The sequence below is a fragment of the Rhodoblastus sp. genome (assembly GCF_019449565.1).
Taxonomy (GTDB): domain Bacteria; phylum Pseudomonadota; class Alphaproteobacteria; order Rhizobiales; family Beijerinckiaceae; genus Rhodoblastus.
In genome coordinates this window covers 1-17,412 of sequence record NZ_JAGRPM010000025.1, presented here as the reverse complement: position 1 = coordinate 17,412, position 17,412 = coordinate 1, and the positions used below count along the sequence as shown (strand labels likewise).

Below are 17,412 nucleotides of genomic sequence, written 5' to 3'. Positions count from 1 at the left end.
GATTCGCATCGCGGACGAAAAAGGGCAAGGAAGCGAAGTTCGCCGCCCTTTCTTTGACGATCACGCCGCGCGGGACCGGGCGATCTCCGCCGCGCGGGCCGCAAGCATCCGCCGGATCGCCTGCGGCGTCTGACGCGCCGACTTCGCTCGCGGATAGGGCAGCTCCCTCATCGGCGGAGCCGGCTGCGCGGATTCATGTTCCTCCCAATTGTCGAAAGCCATGCGATCGACATTGTCGATGAACGTCTCCGCCGCCACGCCTTCGGCGCGGACCAGGGCGTGATCCGCCAGTTCGATATGCCAATAGGTGAAAATCTCCGGCACATTGCGCTCGCGAATGATGCTCACATCATTGACCAGAGCCCCCGCATGCACCAGCACCCGATCGATCAGCAGCGCGTGGTCCGGCGAGACCAGCAGATCGCGAACGGGCAGACCCTCGCCGAGCGCGCCCGCGCAAATGCGGATCGGAAGCACCCGAAGAGGATCGCTGAAGCGGGTCGAGACGGTCTGGCGGCCCATCCAGCGCACCGGCGCGGCTTCGCCCTCGGAAGTCAGGACCAGGTCGCCCGCCGCCAGCGCCTCGACGGGAACGTCGCCCGCCGGCGTGGCGATCCGGGTCCCCGGATAGAAACAGATGACATTTTCCACCAGCGTTCCGCCGTGGCCGTCATCGGCCTGAGCGAAGGTCGAGGCGCTATAGTCGGCGGATGGATCGAGTTGCAACGTCAGGGTCTGGCCGCCGCCCGTCAGGGTCAGGACGTTATTGGCGCCGAGAACGACGCTCGTGAGGCCCGTTTCGCCCTGAAGATCGAGACGGTCATCCGTTCCGAAGCCGGAAATGGTCGCGGCGAAGGCGCCGTCGGCGAAAAGGCTCGACGCGAGCGTCAAATCCTGCGCCCCGCTGGCAAACACGACTTTCTGCATCGTCTCGCTGTCCAGCGTCCAATGGCCGCCGAGCAGATTGACCGTTTCGATATCCGCGAGATTGCCGATCTCGCCAGACCCCGACCCTTCGAGATTGAGCGTGTCATTGCCGGCGCCGCCCTCAATGGTCCCCGTGATCGACGAGCCGGTGAAAATATTGAAGAAGTCGTCGCCGCCGCCGAGATCGACGCTGCCTATGATGGTCCCGGAATTGGTCAGGGTGTCGGCAAGGATATCGGTGATTTTGATCGCTTCGCCATTGTCGCCTTCAATCAGGCCATAATTGGTGATCGCGGTCGCGGCCGGAGCATTCCCATCATTGCTGTCGTCGACCGTGATGGCGCGCTGAACGCTGACGATCTTGCCGGTGGCCTCATTGATGATCGTGCCGCCGCCGATGGTCACAGCCTCGGACAAACCGGCGCCGGACGTCCCGGTCGCGGACACCGTGCCCGAATTGTCAAGATAGAGCAGATAGTCGACGTCAATGCCGTCGCCATCGGTCGCGCCGCCGGCGTTTCCGGTGATCGTGCCGCTGTTATAGACGGTGGTCGTCCCCGTCGTCGTATCCATGTTGACGCCGGAGCCCAACTGGCCCCTGATGACGCCGTCGTTGTGGATGGTGATCGCAAAAATGCCGGTGATGCCGTGATGCGACCCGGTGATCGCGCCAGTCGAATAATTATAAATCGTCGCCGAACCGGTCAGATGATTTTGAAAGGCGACGCCATTATTGCCCGATGTCGAAGAGCCAAGGTTGCCGCCGACAATCGACCCGTAATTATAGATGATCGCATCGGCGCCGGGACGAATGCCGTCGCTATCGGCCGATTCGATCAAGGCGCCGGCGTAATTGGTGATCGTGACCAGAGAACTCGCGATATCGTCGAGATCCAGAGCCTGTCCGCTCGTCGGCGCGCCGGCCGCCAGACCGACCACGCCGCCAGAATAAGAGCCGGCGACAATGACGCCACTATTGACGATGGAGATCGACCCGCCTGAAAAATCCGTCTTGACCTTGATGGCGTCGTTATTCTCGCCACTGGCGCCGGTCGCGGCATAGGCCCCAAGAATGACGCCGGTCGCATTATTGGTGATCGTGATGCTGTCGCCGGTCAGCAGACCGGAAGCATAGAGAGCGCGATCCGCCGTCACATTGATCGTGCCGGAATTGGTCAGGGATTCCGACGTATTGGAAGACGTGAACTTGAACGTGATCGCCGGATTGGCGCTCGTCGGCGCGAGGACCGCGCCGATCCCGATAATGCCGGTGTTTCCGTCATTGAGCGTGTAGCGGTCGGTATAGGTTTTCGCGATGTTAAGATTGAACGAACCCGAAATATTCGCCATGGCCGTGATTCCTGAACTCTTTGTTTTCAGGACTTAATTCGTAGCCATGACAGTTCGGTGACCGAACCCGTTGCAGCCAAGCTCGAGCCTTGTAAAATCACGAGGGTTCGACACCCCCAAACGAAAAAAGGCGACCCGAGGGCCGCCTTTGAAATTCGTTAAGGCCCGCGCCTTATTCGGCCGCTTCCGCGATCTCGACCGGGCCGGAATCCTTGCCCTTGGCGCTGACGTCGCGATCGACGAATTCGATCACGGCCATGGCGGCGTTGTCGCCGTAGCGGAAGCCGGCCTTCAGCACGCGGGTATAGCCGCCGTTGCGCTCCTTGTAGCGGGGCGCGAGCACATCGAACAGCTTCTTGACGAGCACGACGTCCTTGATCTGGGCAATGGCCTGGCGACGGGCGTGCAGGTCGCCGCGCTTGCCAAGCGTCACCAGCTTTTCGACCACGGGACGGAGATCCTTGGCCTTGGGCAGGGTCGTGACGATCTGCTCATGCTTGATGAGCGCCTGCGACATATTGGCGAACATCGCCTTGCGATGTTCGGCCGTGCGGTTGAAACGGCGTTTGGAACGACCGTGATACATTTTGGCTCTCCATTTTGGTTACGGCCGCCGCGCCACGGTACGGCCGTTCGGTGCTTTGCCCCTTTTGGGGCGTTGAGCCGGTCGCCTAAAGCCGACCGGAAATTGCATGCCAAGCCCCGCAGGGGATTGGCTAGGAGCGAACGCGACGCCGAGCTGACGCGAGGGGCGCCGGCTGCGTCGCAGCCGGCAGCTCAATAATGCTCTTCGAACCGCTTCGCGAGTTCGTCGATGTTTTCCGGCGGCCAGCCAGTGACTTCCATGCCGAGATGCAGGCCCATCTGCGCCAGCACTTCCTTGATTTCGTTCAAGGACTTGCGGCCGAAGTTCGGCGTGCGCAGCATTTCGGCTTCGGTCTTCTGGATCAGGTCGCCGATATAGACGATGTTGTCGTTCTTCAGGCAGTTCGCCGAACGAACGGACAGCTCCAGCTCGTCGACCTTCTTGAGCAGCGCCGGATTGAACGCCAGTTCGGGGATCGACGGCGTATGCTCTTCGCGCTTGGGCTCTTCGAAATTGACGAAGACGTTCAGCTGATCCTGAAGGATGCGCGCGGCGAAAGCCACGGCGTCTTCCGGCGTCAGCGAGCCATTGGTCTCGACCTGCAAGGTCAGCTTGTCATAATCGAGAACCTGGCCCTCGCGGGTCGGCTCGATCCGGTACGAGACCTTCTTGACCGGCGAATAGATCGAATCGACCGGGATCAGGCCGATCGGAGCGTCTTCCGCGCGGTTACGGTCCGCCGGAACATAGCCCTTGCCTGTATTCACGGTGAATTCCATGCGGATTTCCGCGCCCTCGTCGAGGGTGCAGAGCGCCAGCGTCGGATTCAGAACCGCAATATCGCCGGTCACGCCGATGTCGCTGGCATAGACCACGCCCGGACCCTGCTTTTTCAGGGTCATGCGCTTCGGGCCGTCGCCGTGCATCTTGATCGCGACGTCCTTGATGTTGAGGACGATATCGGTGATGTCCTCGCGGACGCCGGGGATCGAGGAGAACTCGTGCAGCACGCCGTCAATGTGGACGGAGGTGATGGCGGCGCCTTGCAGCGACGAAAGCAGAATACGGCGCAGGGCGTTGCCGAGCGTCAGGCCGAAGCCACGCTCAAGCGGCTCAGCCACCACGGTTGCGACCCGCTTGGGGTCTTCGCCGGGGATGACATGCAGCTTGTTCGGCTTGATCAGTTCCTGCCAATTCTTCTGAATCATTTTCGACCTCTTCCTTCGGCCGCTGGGCATATCGGTCCGTCGACCCTGGCGCCAGCGCCGCATAACAGGAAAACGCGCGCGGCTTCCGTCGAAGCCCCGCGCGGCATTTCAGGAAATATCAGACGCGGCGGCGCTTGCGCGGGCGGCAGCCGTTATGCGGGATCGGGGTCACGTCGCGGATCGAGGTGACGGTGAAGCCCGCCGCCTGAAGGGCGCGAAGAGCCGATTCACGGCCCGAACCGGGACCGGAAACTTCGACTTCGACCGTGCGCATGCCGTGTTCGGCAGCCTTGCGGGCGGCGTCCTCAGCGGCCATCTGCGCGGCGTAAGGCGTGGACTTGCGCGAGCCCTTGAAGCCCATGGTGCCGGCGGAGGACCAGGAAATGGTGTTACCCTGGGCGTCGGCGATGGTGATCATCGTGTTGTTGAACGACGAATGCACATGCGCGACGCCGGAGGCGATGTTCTTGCGTTCTCTGCGGCGAACGCGGGTGTTTTCCTTGGCCATTGTTCTCGTTCCTTCTGGCGCGCCCGTAATGCCAGGCGCTCGGGTTGGCGGACCTGTCCGGGCCCTATGATCTCGCTCGCGCTGGAAAAAAACCGGCCAGAGCGAATTGAATTTCGGGCGAGATGCGGGAAATGCCCGGCTCGCGAAGCGAACCGGGCAAAGCGCTGACCCGAAGGGTATTTACTTCTTCTTGCCGGCGATCGGCTTCGCCTTGCCCTTGCGGGTGCGGGCGTTCGTATGCGTGCGCTGACCGCGAACGGGCAGCTGGCGGCGGTGACGCAGACCGCGATAGCAGCCAAGGTCCATCAGACGCTTGATGTTCATCGCGACTTCGCGGCGCAAGTCGCCTTCCACGATATAGTCGCGGTCGATCGTTTCGCGGATCTGAAGCACTTCGGCGTCGGTCAGCTGGTTAACGCGGCGCTCGGCCGGAATGCTGACCTTCTCGCAAATCTCTTCGGCCTTTTTGGCGCCGATGCCGTGAATATATTGCAGCGCGATGACGACGCGCTTGTTGGTCGGAATATTGACGCCGGCTATACGAGCCATTCTTCATTCTCCATCTGGGGCCATGAGGCCCGGGTGATCCCGCGTCCGGTGGAGGCCGGCCCATGCGGGCGATGCAAAAAACCACGCTCCAGCCCTTTGCAAGCCGGAGCGTGTTTGGAAAACGTTCCCTTAGAACGGGCGCGCCTCGGCGTCAACCTTCGCCGAAGATTATTTACCGAGAATCGAATCGATCTCGGCGGTCACGGCGTCGATGGCGGCCATGCCGTCGACCGTGCGAAGCTCGCCGACCGAACGGTAATAATCGGAAACCGGCGCGGTGAGCTGGTGATATTGCTCCAGGCGCTTCTTGAACGCATCCGGATTGTCGTCCGCGCGGACGGCGCCGCCCGCCGCAACAGTTTCGCGGGCGCGTCCCTCGATGCGCGACAGCAGAATCTGGTCGTCCACGACCAGCTCAATCACCGCGTCGAGCTCCTTGTGCTTGGACTTGAGCATCGCGTCGAGCGCTTTCGCCTGCGCCACGGTGCGCGGGAAGCCGTCGAGAATGAAACCCTTGGCGCAATCGGGCTCTTCGATTCGCGCGGCGATGATGCCGACGACGATTTCGTCCGAGACGAGGCCGCCTGCATCCATCACCGCCTTGGCCTGAAGACCAACCGGGGTGCCCGCCTTGACCGCCGCGCGCAGCATGTCGCCAGTCGAAAGCTGCGGGATGCCATATTTCTGTTCAAGGCGCGACGATTGCGTGCCTTTGCCGGCGCCGGGCGGTCCGAGCAGAATCAGCCTCATTTCTTTTTCCCCCTGAGTTTGGCCTTTTTGACCAGGCCCTCATATTGCTGCGCCTGCAGGTGGCCGTGAATCTGCGCCACCGTGTCCATGGTGACGCTCACGACGATCAACAGGGACGTTCCGCCGAAATAGAACGGAAGCGCAAATTGGGAAATGAGCATTTCGGGTAGGAGGCAGATGATCGCAAGATAGGCGGCGCCCAGAACCGTGATGCGGGTCAGGACGTGATCGATGAATTGCGCCGTGCGCTCGCCCGGTCGCACGCCGGGAATGAAGCCGCCGTGCTTCTTGAGGTTTTCCGCCGTCTCGACCGGATCGAACACAATCGCCGTATAGAAGAAGGCGAAAAACACGATCAGTGCGACATAGAGCGCGATATACGCCGGGCGACCATGGCCAAGATAGGTAGCCAGGAAGCCGAGTACGCCGCCCGCCCCGCCATTCTCCGAGAAATTGGCGATGGTCGTCGGCAGCAGCAGCAGCGACGAGGCGAAGATCGGCGGAATCACGCCCGCCGTGTTCAGCTTCAGCGGAAGGAACGACGTCTGGCCTTCATAGACCCGATTGCCTTGCTGGCGCTTCGGATAGGTGATCAGGAGCCGGCGCTGGGCGCGCTCCATGAAGACGATGAAGGCGATGACGCCGAAGGACATCACGATCAAGCCCATCAGGACCAGCGGCGAAATTGCGCCCTGACGCGACAGCTCCAGCGTATTGGCGACCGCCGACGGAAAGGCCGCCACGATGCCTGCAAAAATGATCAGCGACGAGCCATTGCCGATGCCGCGCGAGGTGATCTGCTCGCCAAGCCACATCAGGAAAAGAGTGCCGCCCATGAGCGTCAGCACGGTCGAAATGCGGAAGAACCAGCCCGGATCGCTGACGACATTGGGCTGGCCCTCAAGGCCGACCGCGATGCCATAGGCCTGGAACGCAGCGATCACCACGGTCAGGTAGCGGGTATATTGGTTCATGACCTTGCGGCCCTGCTCGCCTTCCTTCTTCAGCTGTTCAAGCGAAGGAATGACCGAGCTCATCAACTGGACGATGATGGAGGCCGAAATGTAAGGCATGATGTTCAGGGCGAAGATGGCCATGCGCTGCACGGCGCCGCCCGCGAACATGTTGAACAGTTCGAGCACGCCCTGCTGCTTGCCATGGAAATTGGCGGCGAAGGCGGCGGGGTCGATGCCCGGCAGCGGAATATAAGTTCCCAGGCGATAGACGATCAGGGCCCCGAGGGTGAACCAGATCCGCTTCTTGAGTTCCTCGGCCTTGCCGAAGGAGGCGAAATTGATGTTAGCCGCAAGCTGTTCAGCTGCCGAGGCCATGTCTGTCGCTCCAGGATGCGCGAACGCCGCACGAGACTTGCGCGGACGCCGCGCGGCACAAAGGTAAAAAAACGGGGCGGAGACTGTTGGTCCGCCGCCCCGTGTTAATCATTCGTCACGGCAAAATCACGCCCTTTTGACGCTTCGCCGTGAATTTTCCTCAAACGCCAGTGCTTCAGGCGCTCGGAGCCGCTTCCGCGGCCGCCAGCAGCTTGACAGCGCCGCCAGCCTTCTCGATGGCCGCAACCGCCGATTTCGACGCAGCGGCGACCTCGAAGGTCAGCTTGGCGGTCAATTCGCCCTGGCCCAGAATCTTGATGCCGTCGCGGGCCTTGGTGACCACGCCAGCTGCGATCAGCGATTCGAGCGTCACCGGAGCAGCGATGTCGAGCTTGCCGGCTTCGACGGCCTGCTGGATGCGGCCGAGATTGACTTCATTGTAATCCACCGAGAAGGGATTCCAGAAGCCGCGCTTCGGCAGGCGGCGATGCAGAGGCATCTGGCCGCCTTCAAAGCCCTTGATGGCGACGCCGGTGCGGGCCTTCTGACCCTTGACGCCGCGGCCGCCAGTCTTGCCCTTGCCGGAACCGATGCCGCGACCAACGCGCATGCGGTTCTTGGACGAGCCGGGATTGTCGGAAATGCCGTTGAGCTTCATGTGCGTCGCTCCCCTCAGGCTTCGACGCGCAGAAGATGCGCGACTTTTGCGATCATGCCGCGAATGGCGGGGGTGTCTTGCAACACCGCCTTGCGGCCGATCTTGTTGAGATTCAAGCCGACCAGCGTCTGACGCTGCTCGGCCGGACGGCCGATCGGGCTCTTGGTCTGAACGACCGTGATGGTCTTGGCTTCAGTCATGGATCGCTCCTCCCTCAGCCTTCAGCCGTACCGTCTTCGCCGCCGGGGCGACGAGACTGCAGCACGGACACCTTCAGACCGCGGCGAGCGGCGACGGCGCGGGGCGAATCCTCGGCCTTCAGCGCATCGAACGTGGCGCGAATCATGTTGTAGGGATTGGAAGATCCCTGCGACTTGGCGACGACGTCATGGACGCCGAGCGTCTCGAACACGGCGCGCATCGGACCGCCGGCGATGATGCCGGTGCCCGCGGGAGCCGCGCGCAGGATGACGCGGCCCGCGCCATGGCGGCCGTTGACGTCATGATGCAAAGTGCGGCCTTCGCGCAGCGGAACGCGGATCAGGCCGCGCTTGGCGGATTCCGTCGCCTTGCGGATGGCTTCCGGCACTTCGCGCGCCTTGCCATGTCCGAAGCCGACGCGACCCTTCTGGTCGCCGACGACGACGAGCGCGGCGAAGCCGAAGCGACGGCCGCCCTTGACGACTTTGGCGACGCGATTGATATGGACCAGACGGTCCACGAATTCGCTGTCGCGCTCTTCTTCCTTGCGATCGCGACCGCGACCGCCTTCACCTTCACGAGCCATTTGTTCGTCCGTCACTTGCGCGGAACGCCCTCAAGGCGCCCGCTCGCTGGGGTTATTGGCCTACCCCCCTACCGAACATCGGCATGCCCGGGGAGTTGGCGATTTCCTCAAAACCCAAACCCGGAACGCGCTAGGCGGTCCGGGTCGGATGTGAGGGTTTCAACCGGCGGAGGCTCCGCCGATCAGAATTGCAGTCCGCCCTCGCGCGCGCCATCGGCCAAAGCCTTGACGCGGCCGTGGTACATATAGGCGCCGCGATCGAACACGACTTCCTTGACGCCGGCGGCGACAGCGCGCTCCGCGATCAGCTTGCCGATCGTCTTCGCGGCTTCGATGTTCGCGCCGCTCTTGAGAGCTTCGCGGTTGTCCTTCTCCAGGGTCGAAGCCGAAGCCAGGGTGACGCCATTCTGGTCGTCGATGATCTGGGCGTAGATCTGCTTCGACGAACGGAAGACCGACAACCGGGGCTTGCCATAGGCGCGAGCGCGGAGAGTACGGCGAACGCGCGCCTTGCGGCGGCTTTCGGAGGATTTGTCCTGAGCCATGACGCGGGTCCTTACTTCTTCTTGCCTTCCTTGCGGAAGATAAATTCGCCGGCATATTTGACGCCCTTGCCCTTGTAGGGCTCGGGTCCGCGATAGTCGCGGATTTCGGCGGCCACCTGGCCAACCTGCCTCTTGTCGATGCCGGAAATGGTGATTTCGGTCGGCTTGGGCGTCACGATCGCGATGCCGGCCGGGATGGGATAGTTGATGTCGTGGCTGTAGCCGAGCGACAACTGCAGGCTCTTGCCCGCAACAGCCGCCTTGTAGCCGACGCCCGTGATTTCAAGCTTCTTTTCGAAGCCCTGCGTCACGCCGATCACCAGATTGTTAATCTGGGCCCGGGCCGTGCCCCAAAGCGCGCGGGCGCGCTTGGTTTCAAAGCGGGGGTCCACCTTGATCTGATTGTCGTTCATCTCGACATTGACGTCGTCATGGACAACGAAGAACAATTCGCCCTTGGCGCCCTTGACGGTCACCTTCTGGCCTTCGACCTTGGCGGTGACGCCGGCCGGGACCGCAACGGGCTTCTTACCGATACGAGACATGGTTTTCTCCTTCTCGTCTCAATCAGAAGACCGTGGCGAGGACTTCGCCGCCGACATTGGCGTCGCGCGCCGCATGATCGGCGAGGACGCCCTTCGGGGTCGAGATGATCGCGATGCCAAGACCATTGGCGACCCGCGGGATGGCGTCAACAGCCGCGTAAACGCGGCGGCCGGGCTTCGAGACGCGGTTGATTTCGCGGATGACCGGCTGACCGTCGAAATATTTCAGCTCGATTTCGAAATCGGTGCGGCCGTTGCCGAATTCCGTGACGCTATAGCCACGGATATAGCCTTCGTCCTTGAGCACGTCGAGGACATGGGCGCGCAGGCGCGAGCCAGGCGTCGAAACCGACGACTTGCGGCGCATCTGGGCGTTGCGAATACGGGTGAGCAGATCGCCCACAGGATCATTGATCGCCATGACGGTCTCCTTACCAGCTCGACTTCACCAGGCCCGGGATCAAGCCCTTGGAGCCCAGTTCGCGCAATGCGATACGCGACATCTTCAGCTTGCGGTTATAGGCGCGCGGACGACCCGTCACCTCGCAGCGGTTGCGCACGCGATTGATGCACGAATTGCGCGGCATCTCAGCGAGCTTGAGGGTCGCCTCGAAGCGCTCTTCAACGCTCAGCGACCGATCTTTCGCAAGCGCGCGCAGACGGGCGCGCTTGGGAGCCTTCAGCTCCGCGAGCTTGGCCCGCTTCTTGTTGTTCTCAATCGAACTTTTCTTGGCCATGTGTTACCTCTGGTCTCCGCGTCTGAGGACGAGCCTCACTGCCGGAACGGGAAGTTGAACGCGCGCAGCAATGCGCGAGCCTCGTCGTCGGTCTTGGCGGTGGTGCAGACGATGACGTCCATGCCAAGAACCGTGTCGACCTTGTCGTAGTCGATTTCCGGGAACACTAGGTGCTCCTTGATGCCCATGGCGAAATTGCCGCGGCCATCGAACGACTTCGGATTCAGACCGCGGAAATCTCTTACGCGCGGCAGCGCGACCGTAACAAGACGGTCGAGGAATTCATACATACGGGTCTTGCGCAGGGTGACCTTGGCGCCGATCGGCATGTTTTCGCGCACCTTGAACGTCGAAATGGCGTTGCGGGCGCGGGTGATCACAGGCCTCTGGCCGGCGATGAGAGCGAGATCGGCGGCGGCGACCGTCACCTTTTTGGTGTCGTTCACAGCTTCGCCCACGCCCATGTTCAGCACGATCTTTTCGATCGCGGGAACTTCGAGCGGGTTCTTGTAGCCGAACTCCTCGATCAGCTTCGGGCGCACCACTTCGTCGTAGTGCTGCCGCATGCGCGCGACATAGCCCTCGGGGATCGCGGAAACAGCGCCGGCGGCGGCGACGTTCTCGGAGCCCTTGTTCTTGGGGGCCTTATCGGCGCCCTTCTTGGGGGTCTTGGCCTCAGCCATCGATCAATTCTCCAGAACGCTTGGCGACGCGGACCTTGCGGCCGTCATCGAGAATCTTGAAGCCGACGCGCGTGGCCTTGCCGTCCTTGGGATCGGCAATCGCGAGGTTCGACAATTGGATCGGGGCTTCCTTGGAAATGATGCCGCCTTCCTGGGTCTGGGTCTGCTTCTGGTGACGCTTCACCAGATTGACTCCGGACACGAGGGCTTTGCCTTCCTTCGGATTGACAAGCGTCACTTCGCCCTTGCGGCCCTTGTCACGGCCGGCGAGCACGACGACTTTGTCGCCCTTCTTGATCTTCGCGGCCATTACAACACCTCCGGAGCGAGCGAGATGATCTTCATGTGGTTCTTGGCGCGAAGTTCGCGCGGAACCGGTCCGAAGATGCGGGTGCCCACGGGTTCTTTCTGATTGTTGATGAGAACGGCCGCATTCGTGTCGAAACGAATCACGGAGCCGTCCGGGCGCTTGATGTCCTTGGCGGTGCGAACGACGACCGCCTTCATCACATCGCCCTTTTTCACGCGTCCGCGCGGAATGGCTTCCTTGACGGACACAACGATAATATCGCCAACGCCTGCATATTTGCGCTTGGAGCCGCCAAGCACCTTGATGCACATCACACGGCGCGCGCCGGAATTATCGGCCACGTCGAGGTTGCTCTGCATCTGAATCATGGCTTCGAGCCTTTCATCTCAGATCGGTTTCCGTCCGGAATCATTTCCGTAGGGACTACGCCTGAAGGAAGCGAGCGCGCTTCCTCGTTCATTTCGACCCAAAAATCAAGCCTTGGTTTCGTCTTTCACGACGATCCAGCGCTTCAATTTCGAAATCGGACGGGTCTCCTCGATGGAGACAACGTCGCCGACCTTGAAATCACCCGCTTCATCATGCGCGTGATAGTTCTTGGTGCGGCGGACGGTTTTCTTCAGCAGCGGATGAGTGAAGCGACGCTCCACCTTCACCACCACGGTCTTTTCCTGCTTGTCGCTGACGACGACGCCCTGGAGAATTCTCTTCGGCATGGGAAAACCTTACTTCTTGGCGTCGGCGCGCTTCTGCGCGGCAACCGTCTTAATCCGGGCGACCTCGCGGCGCACGATCCGGACGCGCGAGCTGTTCTCGAGCTGGCCGGTGGCGCGCTGGAAACGCAGGTTGAATTGCTCTTTCTTGAGCTTGAGCAATTCGTCGTTGAGCTGATCGTCCGACATGGCTTTCAAGTCGGACAGGCGCTGTTTCTCTTTCATGCCGTCCTCTTATTCTGCGATGCGTTCGATGAAACGGGTCTTGATCGGCAGCTTCGCAGCGGCGAGCGTGAACGCTTCGCGAGCGATGTTCTGCGGAACGCCGTCGATCTCGAACATGATGCGGCCGGGGGCGACGCGGGCCGCCCAGAACTCCGGCGAGCCCTTGCCTTTACCCATACGCACTTCGGTCGGTTTGGCCGACACCGGAACGTCGGGGAAAACGCGGATCCAGACACGGCCCGCACGCTTCATGTGACGGGTCATGGCGCGACGCGCGGCTTCGATCTGGCGGGCGGTGACGCGCTCAGGCTCGAGAGCCTTCAGGCCGTATTGGCCGAAGGCGAGCTCGAATCCGCCCTTGGCGACGCCCTTGATGCGGCCCTTAAAGGCCTTGCGGAATTTTGTGCGCTTGGGTTGCAGCATTTTTCAAACTCTCAAGCTCGGTTCAGCGCGCGCCGCGCGGTTCGCGGGGTTCGCGGGGCTCGCGACGCTCGCGCCGGCGATCGTGCGAATGATCTCCGCCGACCTCGTTGGCGCGGCGCTCCTGCGCCATGGGATCATGCTCCAGGATCTCGCCCTTGAAGATCCACACCTTGATGCCGCAAGTGCCATAGGCCGTGTGGGCCGTGGCCACGCCGTAATCGACGTCGGCGCGCAGGGTGTGCAACGGCACGCGGCCTTCGCGATACCATTCGAGACGGGCGATTTCCGCGCCGCCGAGACGGCCGGAGCAGTTGATGCGGATGCCTTCGGCGCCGAGACGCATGGCCGACTGCACGGCGCGCTTCATGGCGCGGCGGAACGCCACGCGGCGTTCGAGCTGCTGGGCGATCGAATCCGCGACCAGGGTCGCGTCGATTTCCGGCTTGCGAACTTCGACAATATTGATCGCCACTTCGCTGGCGGTCAGCTTGGCGACCAGCTTGCGGATCTTGTCGATGTCGGCGCCCTTCTTGCCGATCACGACGCCCGGACGGGCGGAATGAACGGTGACGCGGCACTTCTTGTGCGGACGCTCGATGACGATCTTCGACACAGCCGCCTGCTTCAGCGCCTTCATCAGCACTTCGCGGATCGCGAAGTCTTCGTGAAGAAGCTTGCCATATTCGCCCTTGTTGGCGAACCAGCGCGAGTCCCACGTCCGGTTCACGCCCAGACGAAGACCGATCGGATTAACTTTCTGTCCCATCGTTCTCTCCTCAGGCCTTCGCAGGCGCGGCTTCGACTTCGCGCACCACGATGGTCAGGTTCGAGAAGGGCTTCTCGACCCGGCCGGCGCGGCCGCGAGCGCGGGCGTGGAAGCGCTTCATCACCAGCGCCTTGCCGACGAAGGCTTCGGCGACGACGAGATCGTCCACGTCCAGGCTATGATTGTTTTCCGCATTCGCGATCGCGCTCTCGAGCGTCTTCTTGACGTCGGCGGCGATGCGCTTGTGCGAGAAGGTCAGGTCGGCGAGCGCGCGATCGACCTTCTTGCCGCGAATGAGCTGGGCGACGAGGTTCAGCTTCTGCGGGCTGACGCGGATCATGCGGCAGACGGCCTTGGCCTCGTTGTCCTTGAGCGCGCGGGGATTCTTTTCCTGCGACATATCAGCCCCTCTTCGCCTTCTTGTCGGCCGCGTGGCCATGGAAGGTCCGGGTCGGCGAGAATTCGCCGAACTTGTGACCGATCATGTCCTCGGTAACCTGCACCGGCACATGCTTGTGGCCGTTGTAGACGCCAAAGGTGAGGCCGACAAACTGCGGCAGGATGGTGGAGCGGCGGCTCCAGGTCTTGATGACCTCGGAGCGCTTGGCGGACTGAGCCACCTCCGCCTTTTTGAGGAGGTAGCCGTCGATGAACGGACCCTTCCAAATCGAGCGCGACATGAGGTCAGCCCTTCTTCTTGGCCTTGTGACGCGAAGTCACAATGAATTTGGTGGTGAATTTGTTGGACCGGGTCTTCTTGCCCTTGGTCGGCTTGCCCCACGGCGTGACCGGGTGGCGGCCGCCCGAAGTACGGCCTTCGCCGCCGCCGTGCGGGTGATCGACAGGGTTCATGACGACGCCGCGGTTATGCGGACGCCAGCCCAGCCAACGCTGGCGACCGGCCTTGCCGATCGTGGTGTTCATGTGGTCCGGGTTGGAAACCGCGCCGACCGAAGCATAGCACTGGCCATGCACGAGGCGCTGTTCGCCCGAATTGAGGCGCAGGATCACGTAGCCCTGGTCGCGGCCCACGATCTGAGCGTAGGAGCCGGCTGAGCGGGCGATCGCGCCGCCCTTGCCGATCTTCAGCTCGACATTGTGGACGATCGTGCCGACCGGGATCGCGGCCAGCGGCATCGCGTTGCCGGGCTTGACGTCGACCTGCGGGCCAGCCACCACGGAGTCGCCAGCGGCAAGCCGCTGCGGCGCAATGATGTAGGACTGCTCGCCATCGCCATAGGTGATGAGGGCGATGAAGGACGTGCGGTTCGGATCGTATTCGATGCGCTCGACCTTGGCGACGCCTTCCTTGCGGCGCTTGAAGTCGATGATGCGATACGCCTGCTTGTGGCCGCCGCCGCGGAAGCGGACGGTGATGCGGCCAGTGTTGTTGCGTCCGCCGGCGGAGGATTGACCCTCCGTCAGCTTCTTGACGGGCTTGCCCTTGTAGAGCTCGCCGCGGTCGACGATCACGAGCTGGCGAAGGCTCGGCGTGATCGGCTTGAACGTTTTAAGCGCCATCTGCCTGTTTCCTTACTTCCAGCTCAGAGCCCGGTGGTGACGTCGATTTTCTGGCCCTCGGCCAGAGTCACAACCGCGCTCTTCACGTCGGAACGCACGCCGCGCGTTCCTTTGAAGACCTTTTTCTTGCCCTTGCGGACCAGAGTGTTCACAGCCTCGACCTTCACGTCGAACAGGCGTTCGATGGCGGTCTTGATCTGATGCTTGGTCGCGTCCGGACGAACCTTGAACACGAACTTGTTCTGCTCGGACGCGATTGTCGCCTTTTCGGTGATGACCGGGGCGACGATGACGTCGTAGTGGCGCGGATCCTGGCTCATTTGAAGCGCGCCTCCAGCGCATCGATCGCCGCCTTGGTCAGCACCAGCTTTTCGCGGCGGAGAATGTCATAGACGTTGATGCCCTGAATCGGCAGGACGTCGATCTGCGGAATGTTGCGCGCAGCCAGTGCGAAATTCGCCTGGACCTCGGCACCGTCGATGATCAGCGCGTTCTTCAAGCCGATCCGGGCGAAATTGGCCTTCAGCGCGGCGGTCTTGGGCTCGGACGCGTTGGCGGCATCCCAAACCACGATCGCGCCGTCTTTGGCCTTGGCCGAAAGGGCGTGCTTGAGCGCCAGGGCGCGGACCTTCTTGGGCAGGTCATGCGCATGCGAGCGCACTACCGGACCGAAGGCGCGACCGCCGCCACGGAACTGCGGCACGCGGGCCGAGCCGTGACGGGCAGAACCAGTGCCCTTCTGCTTGTACATCTTCTTGCCGGTGCGGGCGATCTCCGCGCGGTTCTTGACCGCATGGGTGCCGGCGCGGCGCTTGGCGAGCTGATAGCGCACCATGCGATGAATAAGGTCCTCGCGGGGCTCCAGGCCGAAGATGTCGTCCGAGAGGTCCACGGAGCCGACGGCGGCGCCGTCGAAGGAGGTGATGTCGATCTTCACGGCTCAGGCCTCCGAAGAAGGTGTATCGGCCGGGGCCGAAGCTTGGGTTTCAACCGCCGGCGGGGCGGCTTCTTCGGCCAGGCGGAATTTGCCGGGCTTGGGGGCGTCGGCCGGAAGGGCCTTTTTCACCGCGTCACGGATGAAGATCCAGTTGCCGGCATGACCGGGAACTGAACCCTCGACCAGAACCAGGCCGCGTTCGACATCGAGCTGAACGACGCGCAGGTTCTGCGTGGTCACGCGGTCCGTGCCCATGTGGCCGGCCATCTTCTTGTTCTTGAAGGTCTTGCCCGGGTCCTGACGGCCGCCGGTCGAACCGTGCGAACGATGCGACAGCGACACGCCATGCGAGGCGCGAAGACCGCCGAAGTTCCAGCGCTTCATCGGACCGGCGAAGCCCTTGCCGAGCGTCGTGCCGGTGACGTCGACGAACTGGCCGACGACGAAATGGTCCGCGGTGATTTCGGCGCCGATCGGCAGCAGGTCGTCTTCCGCGACGCGGAATTCAGCGAGCTTCAGCTTCGGCTCGACATTCGCGACGGCGAAGCGTCCGCGTTCGGCCTTGGAGACGTTCTTGACCTTCGCGCGGCCGATGCCGAGCTGAACGGCGGTGTAGCCATTCTTCTCAAGCGTGCGATGCGCGACGACCTGAACGCCGTCGAGTTTCAATACCGTGACCGGAACATGTTCGCCGCTGTCCGTGAAGACGCGGGTCATGCCGACCTTCTGTGCGATGACGCCTGACCGCATTGTTTCTTTCCCATGAAGGCGCATTCACTCGGTCATATTGACCGGGAAGAGGCGCCGAGAGACGTCGTCAAAACGTCTCAAAACCAGATTAGAGCTTGATCTCGACGTCCACGCCCGCCGCAAGGTCGAGCTTCATCAAAGCATCGACGGTCTGGGGGGTGGGATCGACGATATCGAGAACCCGCTTGTGGGTGCGGATTTCGAACTGTTCGCGCGACTTCTTGTCGACGTGGGGCGAGCGGTTCACCGTGAATTTCTCGATCCGGGTCGGAAGCGGAATCGGACCACGAACCTGGGCGCCGGTGCGCTTGGCGGTGGAGACGATTTCCTTCGTCGAGGTATCGAGAATCCGATGATCGAACGCCTTGAGGCGGATACGGATGTTCTGGCCGTTCATTGATTGCATCCCTTGGCGGACCGGCGCCGGGAAGACCCCTGCGCCGGCGCATCCAGCCTGATTATTCGATGATCGAAGCGACGACGCCCGCGCCGACGGTGCGGCCGCCTTCGCGGATCGCGAAGCGCAGCTTTTCTTCCATGGCGATCGGAACGATCAGCGCCACGTCCATCGAGACGTTGTCGCCCGGCATCACCATTTCCGTG

28 protein-coding genes and 1 pseudogene are annotated in these 17,412 nt (G+C 62.2%); all 29 read right to left on the bottom strand.

The features are described 5' to 3' along the window. Positions 1-60: 60 nt before the first annotated feature. A complete protein-coding gene (locus QZ409_RS05660) occupies positions 61-2,277 on the bottom strand; it encodes a Hint domain-containing protein (protein WP_296707698.1) in 2,217 nt (738 codons plus the stop codon). Between the two features lie 172 nt (positions 2,278-2,449). Continuing rightward, the gene (gene rplQ / locus QZ409_RS05655; RefSeq protein ID WP_296707695.1) at positions 2,450-2,863 is read right to left on the bottom strand and encodes a 50S ribosomal protein L17; all 414 of its coding nucleotides are present in this window, start codon (positions 2,861-2,863) and stop codon (positions 2,450-2,452) included. 191 nt (positions 2,864-3,054) lie between these two features. Beyond that, positions 3,055-4,071, bottom strand: coding sequence for a DNA-directed RNA polymerase subunit alpha (locus QZ409_RS05650; protein WP_296707693.1), 1,017 nt, complete (start codon positions 4,069-4,071; stop codon positions 3,055-3,057). A gap of 118 nt (positions 4,072-4,189) precedes the next feature. Further along, the gene (rpsK, locus tag QZ409_RS05645; protein ID WP_296707691.1) at positions 4,190-4,579 is read right to left on the bottom strand and encodes a 30S ribosomal protein S11; all 390 of its coding nucleotides are present in this window, start codon (positions 4,577-4,579) and stop codon (positions 4,190-4,192) included. Positions 4,580-4,759: 180 nt separating this feature from the next. Beyond that, entirely contained in the window at positions 4,760-5,128 is a 369-nt protein-coding gene (rpsM, locus tag QZ409_RS05640; protein ID WP_296707688.1) for a 30S ribosomal protein S13, read from the bottom strand. 168 nt (positions 5,129-5,296) lie between these two features. Next, positions 5,297-5,878: an adenylate kinase gene (locus QZ409_RS05635; protein ID WP_296707686.1), complete on the bottom strand. Its 582-nt coding sequence runs from the start codon at positions 5,876-5,878 to the stop codon at positions 5,297-5,299. Further along, the gene (gene secY / locus QZ409_RS05630) at positions 5,875-7,209 is read right to left on the bottom strand and encodes a preprotein translocase subunit SecY (RefSeq protein WP_296707684.1); all 1,335 of its coding nucleotides are present in this window, start codon (positions 7,207-7,209) and stop codon (positions 5,875-5,877) included. The genes QZ409_RS05635 and secY overlap by 4 nt, the downstream gene beginning before the upstream one ends. A 175-nt stretch (positions 7,210-7,384) precedes the next feature. Next, positions 7,385-7,867: a 50S ribosomal protein L15 gene (rplO, locus tag QZ409_RS05625; protein WP_296707682.1), complete on the bottom strand. Its 483-nt coding sequence runs from the start codon at positions 7,865-7,867 to the stop codon at positions 7,385-7,387. 14 nt (positions 7,868-7,881) lie between these two features. After that, entirely contained in the window at positions 7,882-8,067 is a 186-nt protein-coding gene (gene rpmD / locus QZ409_RS05620; protein ID WP_296707681.1) for a 50S ribosomal protein L30, read from the bottom strand. A 14-nt stretch (positions 8,068-8,081) separates the two neighbouring features. Further along, complete coding sequence (gene rpsE, locus QZ409_RS05615; protein ID WP_283364764.1) at positions 8,082-8,654, bottom strand: 30S ribosomal protein S5; 573 nt, start codon at positions 8,652-8,654, stop codon at positions 8,082-8,084. A gap of 182 nt (positions 8,655-8,836) precedes the next feature. Next, positions 8,837-9,199: a 50S ribosomal protein L18 gene (gene rplR / locus QZ409_RS05610; protein ID WP_283364763.1), complete on the bottom strand. Its 363-nt coding sequence runs from the start codon at positions 9,197-9,199 to the stop codon at positions 8,837-8,839. 11 nt (positions 9,200-9,210) lie between these two features. Continuing rightward, complete coding sequence (gene rplF / locus QZ409_RS05605) at positions 9,211-9,744, bottom strand: 50S ribosomal protein L6 (protein WP_296707674.1); 534 nt, start codon at positions 9,742-9,744, stop codon at positions 9,211-9,213. A gap of 22 nt (positions 9,745-9,766) precedes the next feature. After that, entirely contained in the window at positions 9,767-10,165 is a 399-nt protein-coding gene (gene rpsH, locus QZ409_RS05600) for a 30S ribosomal protein S8 (RefSeq protein WP_283364761.1), read from the bottom strand. A 10-nt stretch (positions 10,166-10,175) separates the two neighbouring features. Further along, positions 10,176-10,481, bottom strand: coding sequence for a 30S ribosomal protein S14 (rpsN, locus tag QZ409_RS05595; RefSeq protein WP_283364760.1), 306 nt, complete (start codon positions 10,479-10,481; stop codon positions 10,176-10,178). 35 nt (positions 10,482-10,516) lie between these two features. Continuing rightward, positions 10,517-11,047: a 50S ribosomal protein L5 gene (gene rplE / locus QZ409_RS05590; RefSeq protein ID WP_296707861.1), complete on the bottom strand. Its 531-nt coding sequence runs from the start codon at positions 11,045-11,047 to the stop codon at positions 10,517-10,519. Between the two features lie 109 nt (positions 11,048-11,156). Then, positions 11,157-11,474: a 50S ribosomal protein L24 gene (gene rplX, locus QZ409_RS05585; protein WP_283364759.1), complete on the bottom strand. Its 318-nt coding sequence runs from the start codon at positions 11,472-11,474 to the stop codon at positions 11,157-11,159. Continuing rightward, positions 11,474-11,842, bottom strand: coding sequence for a 50S ribosomal protein L14 (rplN, locus tag QZ409_RS05580; RefSeq protein ID WP_296707669.1), 369 nt, complete (start codon positions 11,840-11,842; stop codon positions 11,474-11,476). The genes rplX and rplN overlap by 1 nt, the downstream gene beginning before the upstream one ends. A 105-nt stretch (positions 11,843-11,947) precedes the next feature. Then, positions 11,948-12,190, bottom strand: coding sequence for a 30S ribosomal protein S17 (gene rpsQ, locus QZ409_RS05575; RefSeq protein WP_283364757.1), 243 nt, complete (start codon positions 12,188-12,190; stop codon positions 11,948-11,950). A gap of 9 nt (positions 12,191-12,199) precedes the next feature. Further along, on the bottom strand, positions 12,200-12,412 hold the full coding sequence (gene rpmC, locus QZ409_RS05570) for a 50S ribosomal protein L29 (RefSeq protein ID WP_283364756.1): 213 nt from the start codon (positions 12,410-12,412) through the stop codon (positions 12,200-12,202). 9 nt (positions 12,413-12,421) lie between these two features. Then, a complete protein-coding gene (gene rplP / locus QZ409_RS05565; RefSeq protein ID WP_283364755.1) occupies positions 12,422-12,835 on the bottom strand; it encodes a 50S ribosomal protein L16 in 414 nt (137 codons plus the stop codon). Positions 12,836-12,857: 22 nt separating this feature from the next. Next, positions 12,858-13,601: a 30S ribosomal protein S3 gene (gene rpsC, locus QZ409_RS05560; RefSeq protein WP_296707664.1), complete on the bottom strand. Its 744-nt coding sequence runs from the start codon at positions 13,599-13,601 to the stop codon at positions 12,858-12,860. Between the two features lie 10 nt (positions 13,602-13,611). Continuing rightward, positions 13,612-14,001: a 50S ribosomal protein L22 gene (rplV, locus tag QZ409_RS05555; RefSeq protein WP_296707662.1), complete on the bottom strand. Its 390-nt coding sequence runs from the start codon at positions 13,999-14,001 to the stop codon at positions 13,612-13,614. 1 nt (position 14,002) lies between these two features. Beyond that, entirely contained in the window at positions 14,003-14,281 is a 279-nt protein-coding gene (rpsS, locus tag QZ409_RS05550) for a 30S ribosomal protein S19 (RefSeq protein WP_283364752.1), read from the bottom strand. A 4-nt stretch (positions 14,282-14,285) separates the two neighbouring features. After that, the gene (gene rplB, locus QZ409_RS05545) at positions 14,286-15,122 is read right to left on the bottom strand and encodes a 50S ribosomal protein L2 (RefSeq protein ID WP_296707660.1); all 837 of its coding nucleotides are present in this window, start codon (positions 15,120-15,122) and stop codon (positions 14,286-14,288) included. Between the two features lie 23 nt (positions 15,123-15,145). Further along, complete coding sequence (locus tag QZ409_RS05540) at positions 15,146-15,442, bottom strand: 50S ribosomal protein L23 (protein ID WP_283364750.1); 297 nt, start codon at positions 15,440-15,442, stop codon at positions 15,146-15,148. Then, positions 15,439-16,059, bottom strand: a complete 621-nt coding sequence (rplD, locus tag QZ409_RS05535) for a 50S ribosomal protein L4 (protein WP_283364749.1) — start codon at positions 16,057-16,059, stop codon at positions 15,439-15,441. Before rplD ends, QZ409_RS05540 begins: the two co-directional genes overlap by 4 nt. Positions 16,060-16,062: 3 nt before the next feature. Then, positions 16,063-16,809, bottom strand: coding sequence for a 50S ribosomal protein L3 (rplC, locus tag QZ409_RS05530; protein WP_296707653.1), 747 nt, complete (start codon positions 16,807-16,809; stop codon positions 16,063-16,065). 88 nt (positions 16,810-16,897) lie between these two features. Beyond that, positions 16,898-17,206: a 30S ribosomal protein S10 gene (gene rpsJ / locus QZ409_RS05525; protein ID WP_085773755.1), complete on the bottom strand. Its 309-nt coding sequence runs from the start codon at positions 17,204-17,206 to the stop codon at positions 16,898-16,900. A gap of 61 nt (positions 17,207-17,267) precedes the next feature. Beyond that, a pseudogene (tuf, locus tag QZ409_RS05520) lies at positions 17,268-17,412 on the bottom strand (elongation factor Tu); the annotation flags it as partial.

Bases quoted from the DNA above. Each gene is read 5' to 3' on its own strand.
- QZ409_RS05540 (WP_283364750.1), bottom strand. From the start codon at position 15,442: ATGAGCCAGGATCCGCGCCACTACGACGTCATCGTCGCCCCGGTCATC.
- rplP (WP_283364755.1), bottom strand. From the start codon at position 12,835: ATGCTGCAACCCAAGCGCACAAAATTCCGCAAGGCCTTTAAGGGCCGC.
- rplX (WP_283364759.1), bottom strand. From the start codon at position 11,474: ATGGCCGCGAAGATCAAGAAGGGCGACAAAGTCGTCGTGCTCGCCGGC.
- QZ409_RS05635 (WP_296707686.1), bottom strand. From the start codon at position 5,878: ATGAGGCTGATTCTGCTCGGACCGCCCGGCGCCGGCAAAGGCACGCAA.
- rpsN (WP_283364760.1), bottom strand. From the start codon at position 10,481: ATGGCCAAGAAAAGTTCGATTGAGAACAACAAGAAGCGGGCCAAGCTC.
- rplF (WP_296707674.1), bottom strand. From the start codon at position 9,744: ATGTCTCGTATCGGTAAGAAGCCCGTTGCGGTCCCGGCCGGCGTCACC.
- rpsM (WP_296707688.1), bottom strand. From the start codon at position 5,128: ATGGCTCGTATAGCCGGCGTCAATATTCCGACCAACAAGCGCGTCGTC.
- rplB (WP_296707660.1), bottom strand. From the start codon at position 15,122: ATGGCGCTTAAAACGTTCAAGCCGATCACGCCGAGCCTTCGCCAGCTC.
- rpsS (WP_283364752.1), bottom strand. From the start codon at position 14,281: ATGTCGCGCTCGATTTGGAAGGGTCCGTTCATCGACGGCTACCTCCTC.
- rpmC (WP_283364756.1), bottom strand. From the start codon at position 12,412: ATGAAAGAGAAACAGCGCCTGTCCGACTTGAAAGCCATGTCGGACGAT.
- rplC (WP_296707653.1), bottom strand. From the start codon at position 16,809: ATGCGGTCAGGCGTCATCGCACAGAAGGTCGGCATGACCCGCGTCTTC.
- rplQ (WP_296707695.1), bottom strand. From the start codon at position 2,863: ATGTATCACGGTCGTTCCAAACGCCGTTTCAACCGCACGGCCGAACAT.
- rplO (WP_296707682.1), bottom strand. From the start codon at position 7,867: ATGAAGCTCAACGGCATTTCCGACAATCCCGGCTCGTCCAAGAACCGC.
- rplR (WP_283364763.1), bottom strand. From the start codon at position 9,199: ATGGCTCAGGACAAATCCTCCGAAAGCCGCCGCAAGGCGCGCGTTCGC.
- rplE (WP_296707861.1), bottom strand. From the start codon at position 11,047: ATGCGGCAGCACTACGACGAAGTGGTGCGCCCGAAGCTGATCGAGGAG.
- rpsJ (WP_085773755.1), bottom strand. From the start codon at position 17,206: ATGAACGGCCAGAACATCCGTATCCGCCTCAAGGCGTTCGATCATCGG.
- rpsQ (WP_283364757.1), bottom strand. From the start codon at position 12,190: ATGCCGAAGAGAATTCTCCAGGGCGTCGTCGTCAGCGACAAGCAGGAA.
- QZ409_RS05660 (WP_296707698.1), bottom strand. From the start codon at position 2,277: ATGGCGAATATTTCGGGTTCGTTCAATCTTAACATCGCGAAAACCTAT.
- QZ409_RS05650 (WP_296707693.1), bottom strand. From the start codon at position 4,071: ATGATTCAGAAGAATTGGCAGGAACTGATCAAGCCGAACAAGCTGCAT.
- rplN (WP_296707669.1), bottom strand. From the start codon at position 11,842: ATGATTCAGATGCAGAGCAACCTCGACGTGGCCGATAATTCCGGCGCG.
- rpsC (WP_296707664.1), bottom strand. From the start codon at position 13,601: ATGGGACAGAAAGTTAATCCGATCGGTCTTCGTCTGGGCGTGAACCGG.
- rpsK (WP_296707691.1), bottom strand. From the start codon at position 4,579: ATGGCCAAGGAAAACACCCGCGTTCGCCGCAGAGAACGCAAGAACATC.
- rpsH (WP_283364761.1), bottom strand. From the start codon at position 10,165: ATGGCGATCAATGATCCTGTGGGCGATCTGCTCACCCGTATTCGCAAC.
- rpsE (WP_283364764.1), bottom strand. From the start codon at position 8,654: ATGGCTCGTGAAGGTGAAGGCGGTCGCGGTCGCGATCGCAAGGAAGAA.
- rpmD (WP_296707681.1), bottom strand. From the start codon at position 8,067: ATGACTGAAGCCAAGACCATCACGGTCGTTCAGACCAAGAGCCCGATC.
- rplV (WP_296707662.1), bottom strand. From the start codon at position 14,001: ATGTCGCAGGAAAAGAATCCCCGCGCGCTCAAGGACAACGAGGCCAAG.
- secY (WP_296707684.1), bottom strand. From the start codon at position 7,209: ATGGCCTCGGCAGCTGAACAGCTTGCGGCTAACATCAATTTCGCCTCC.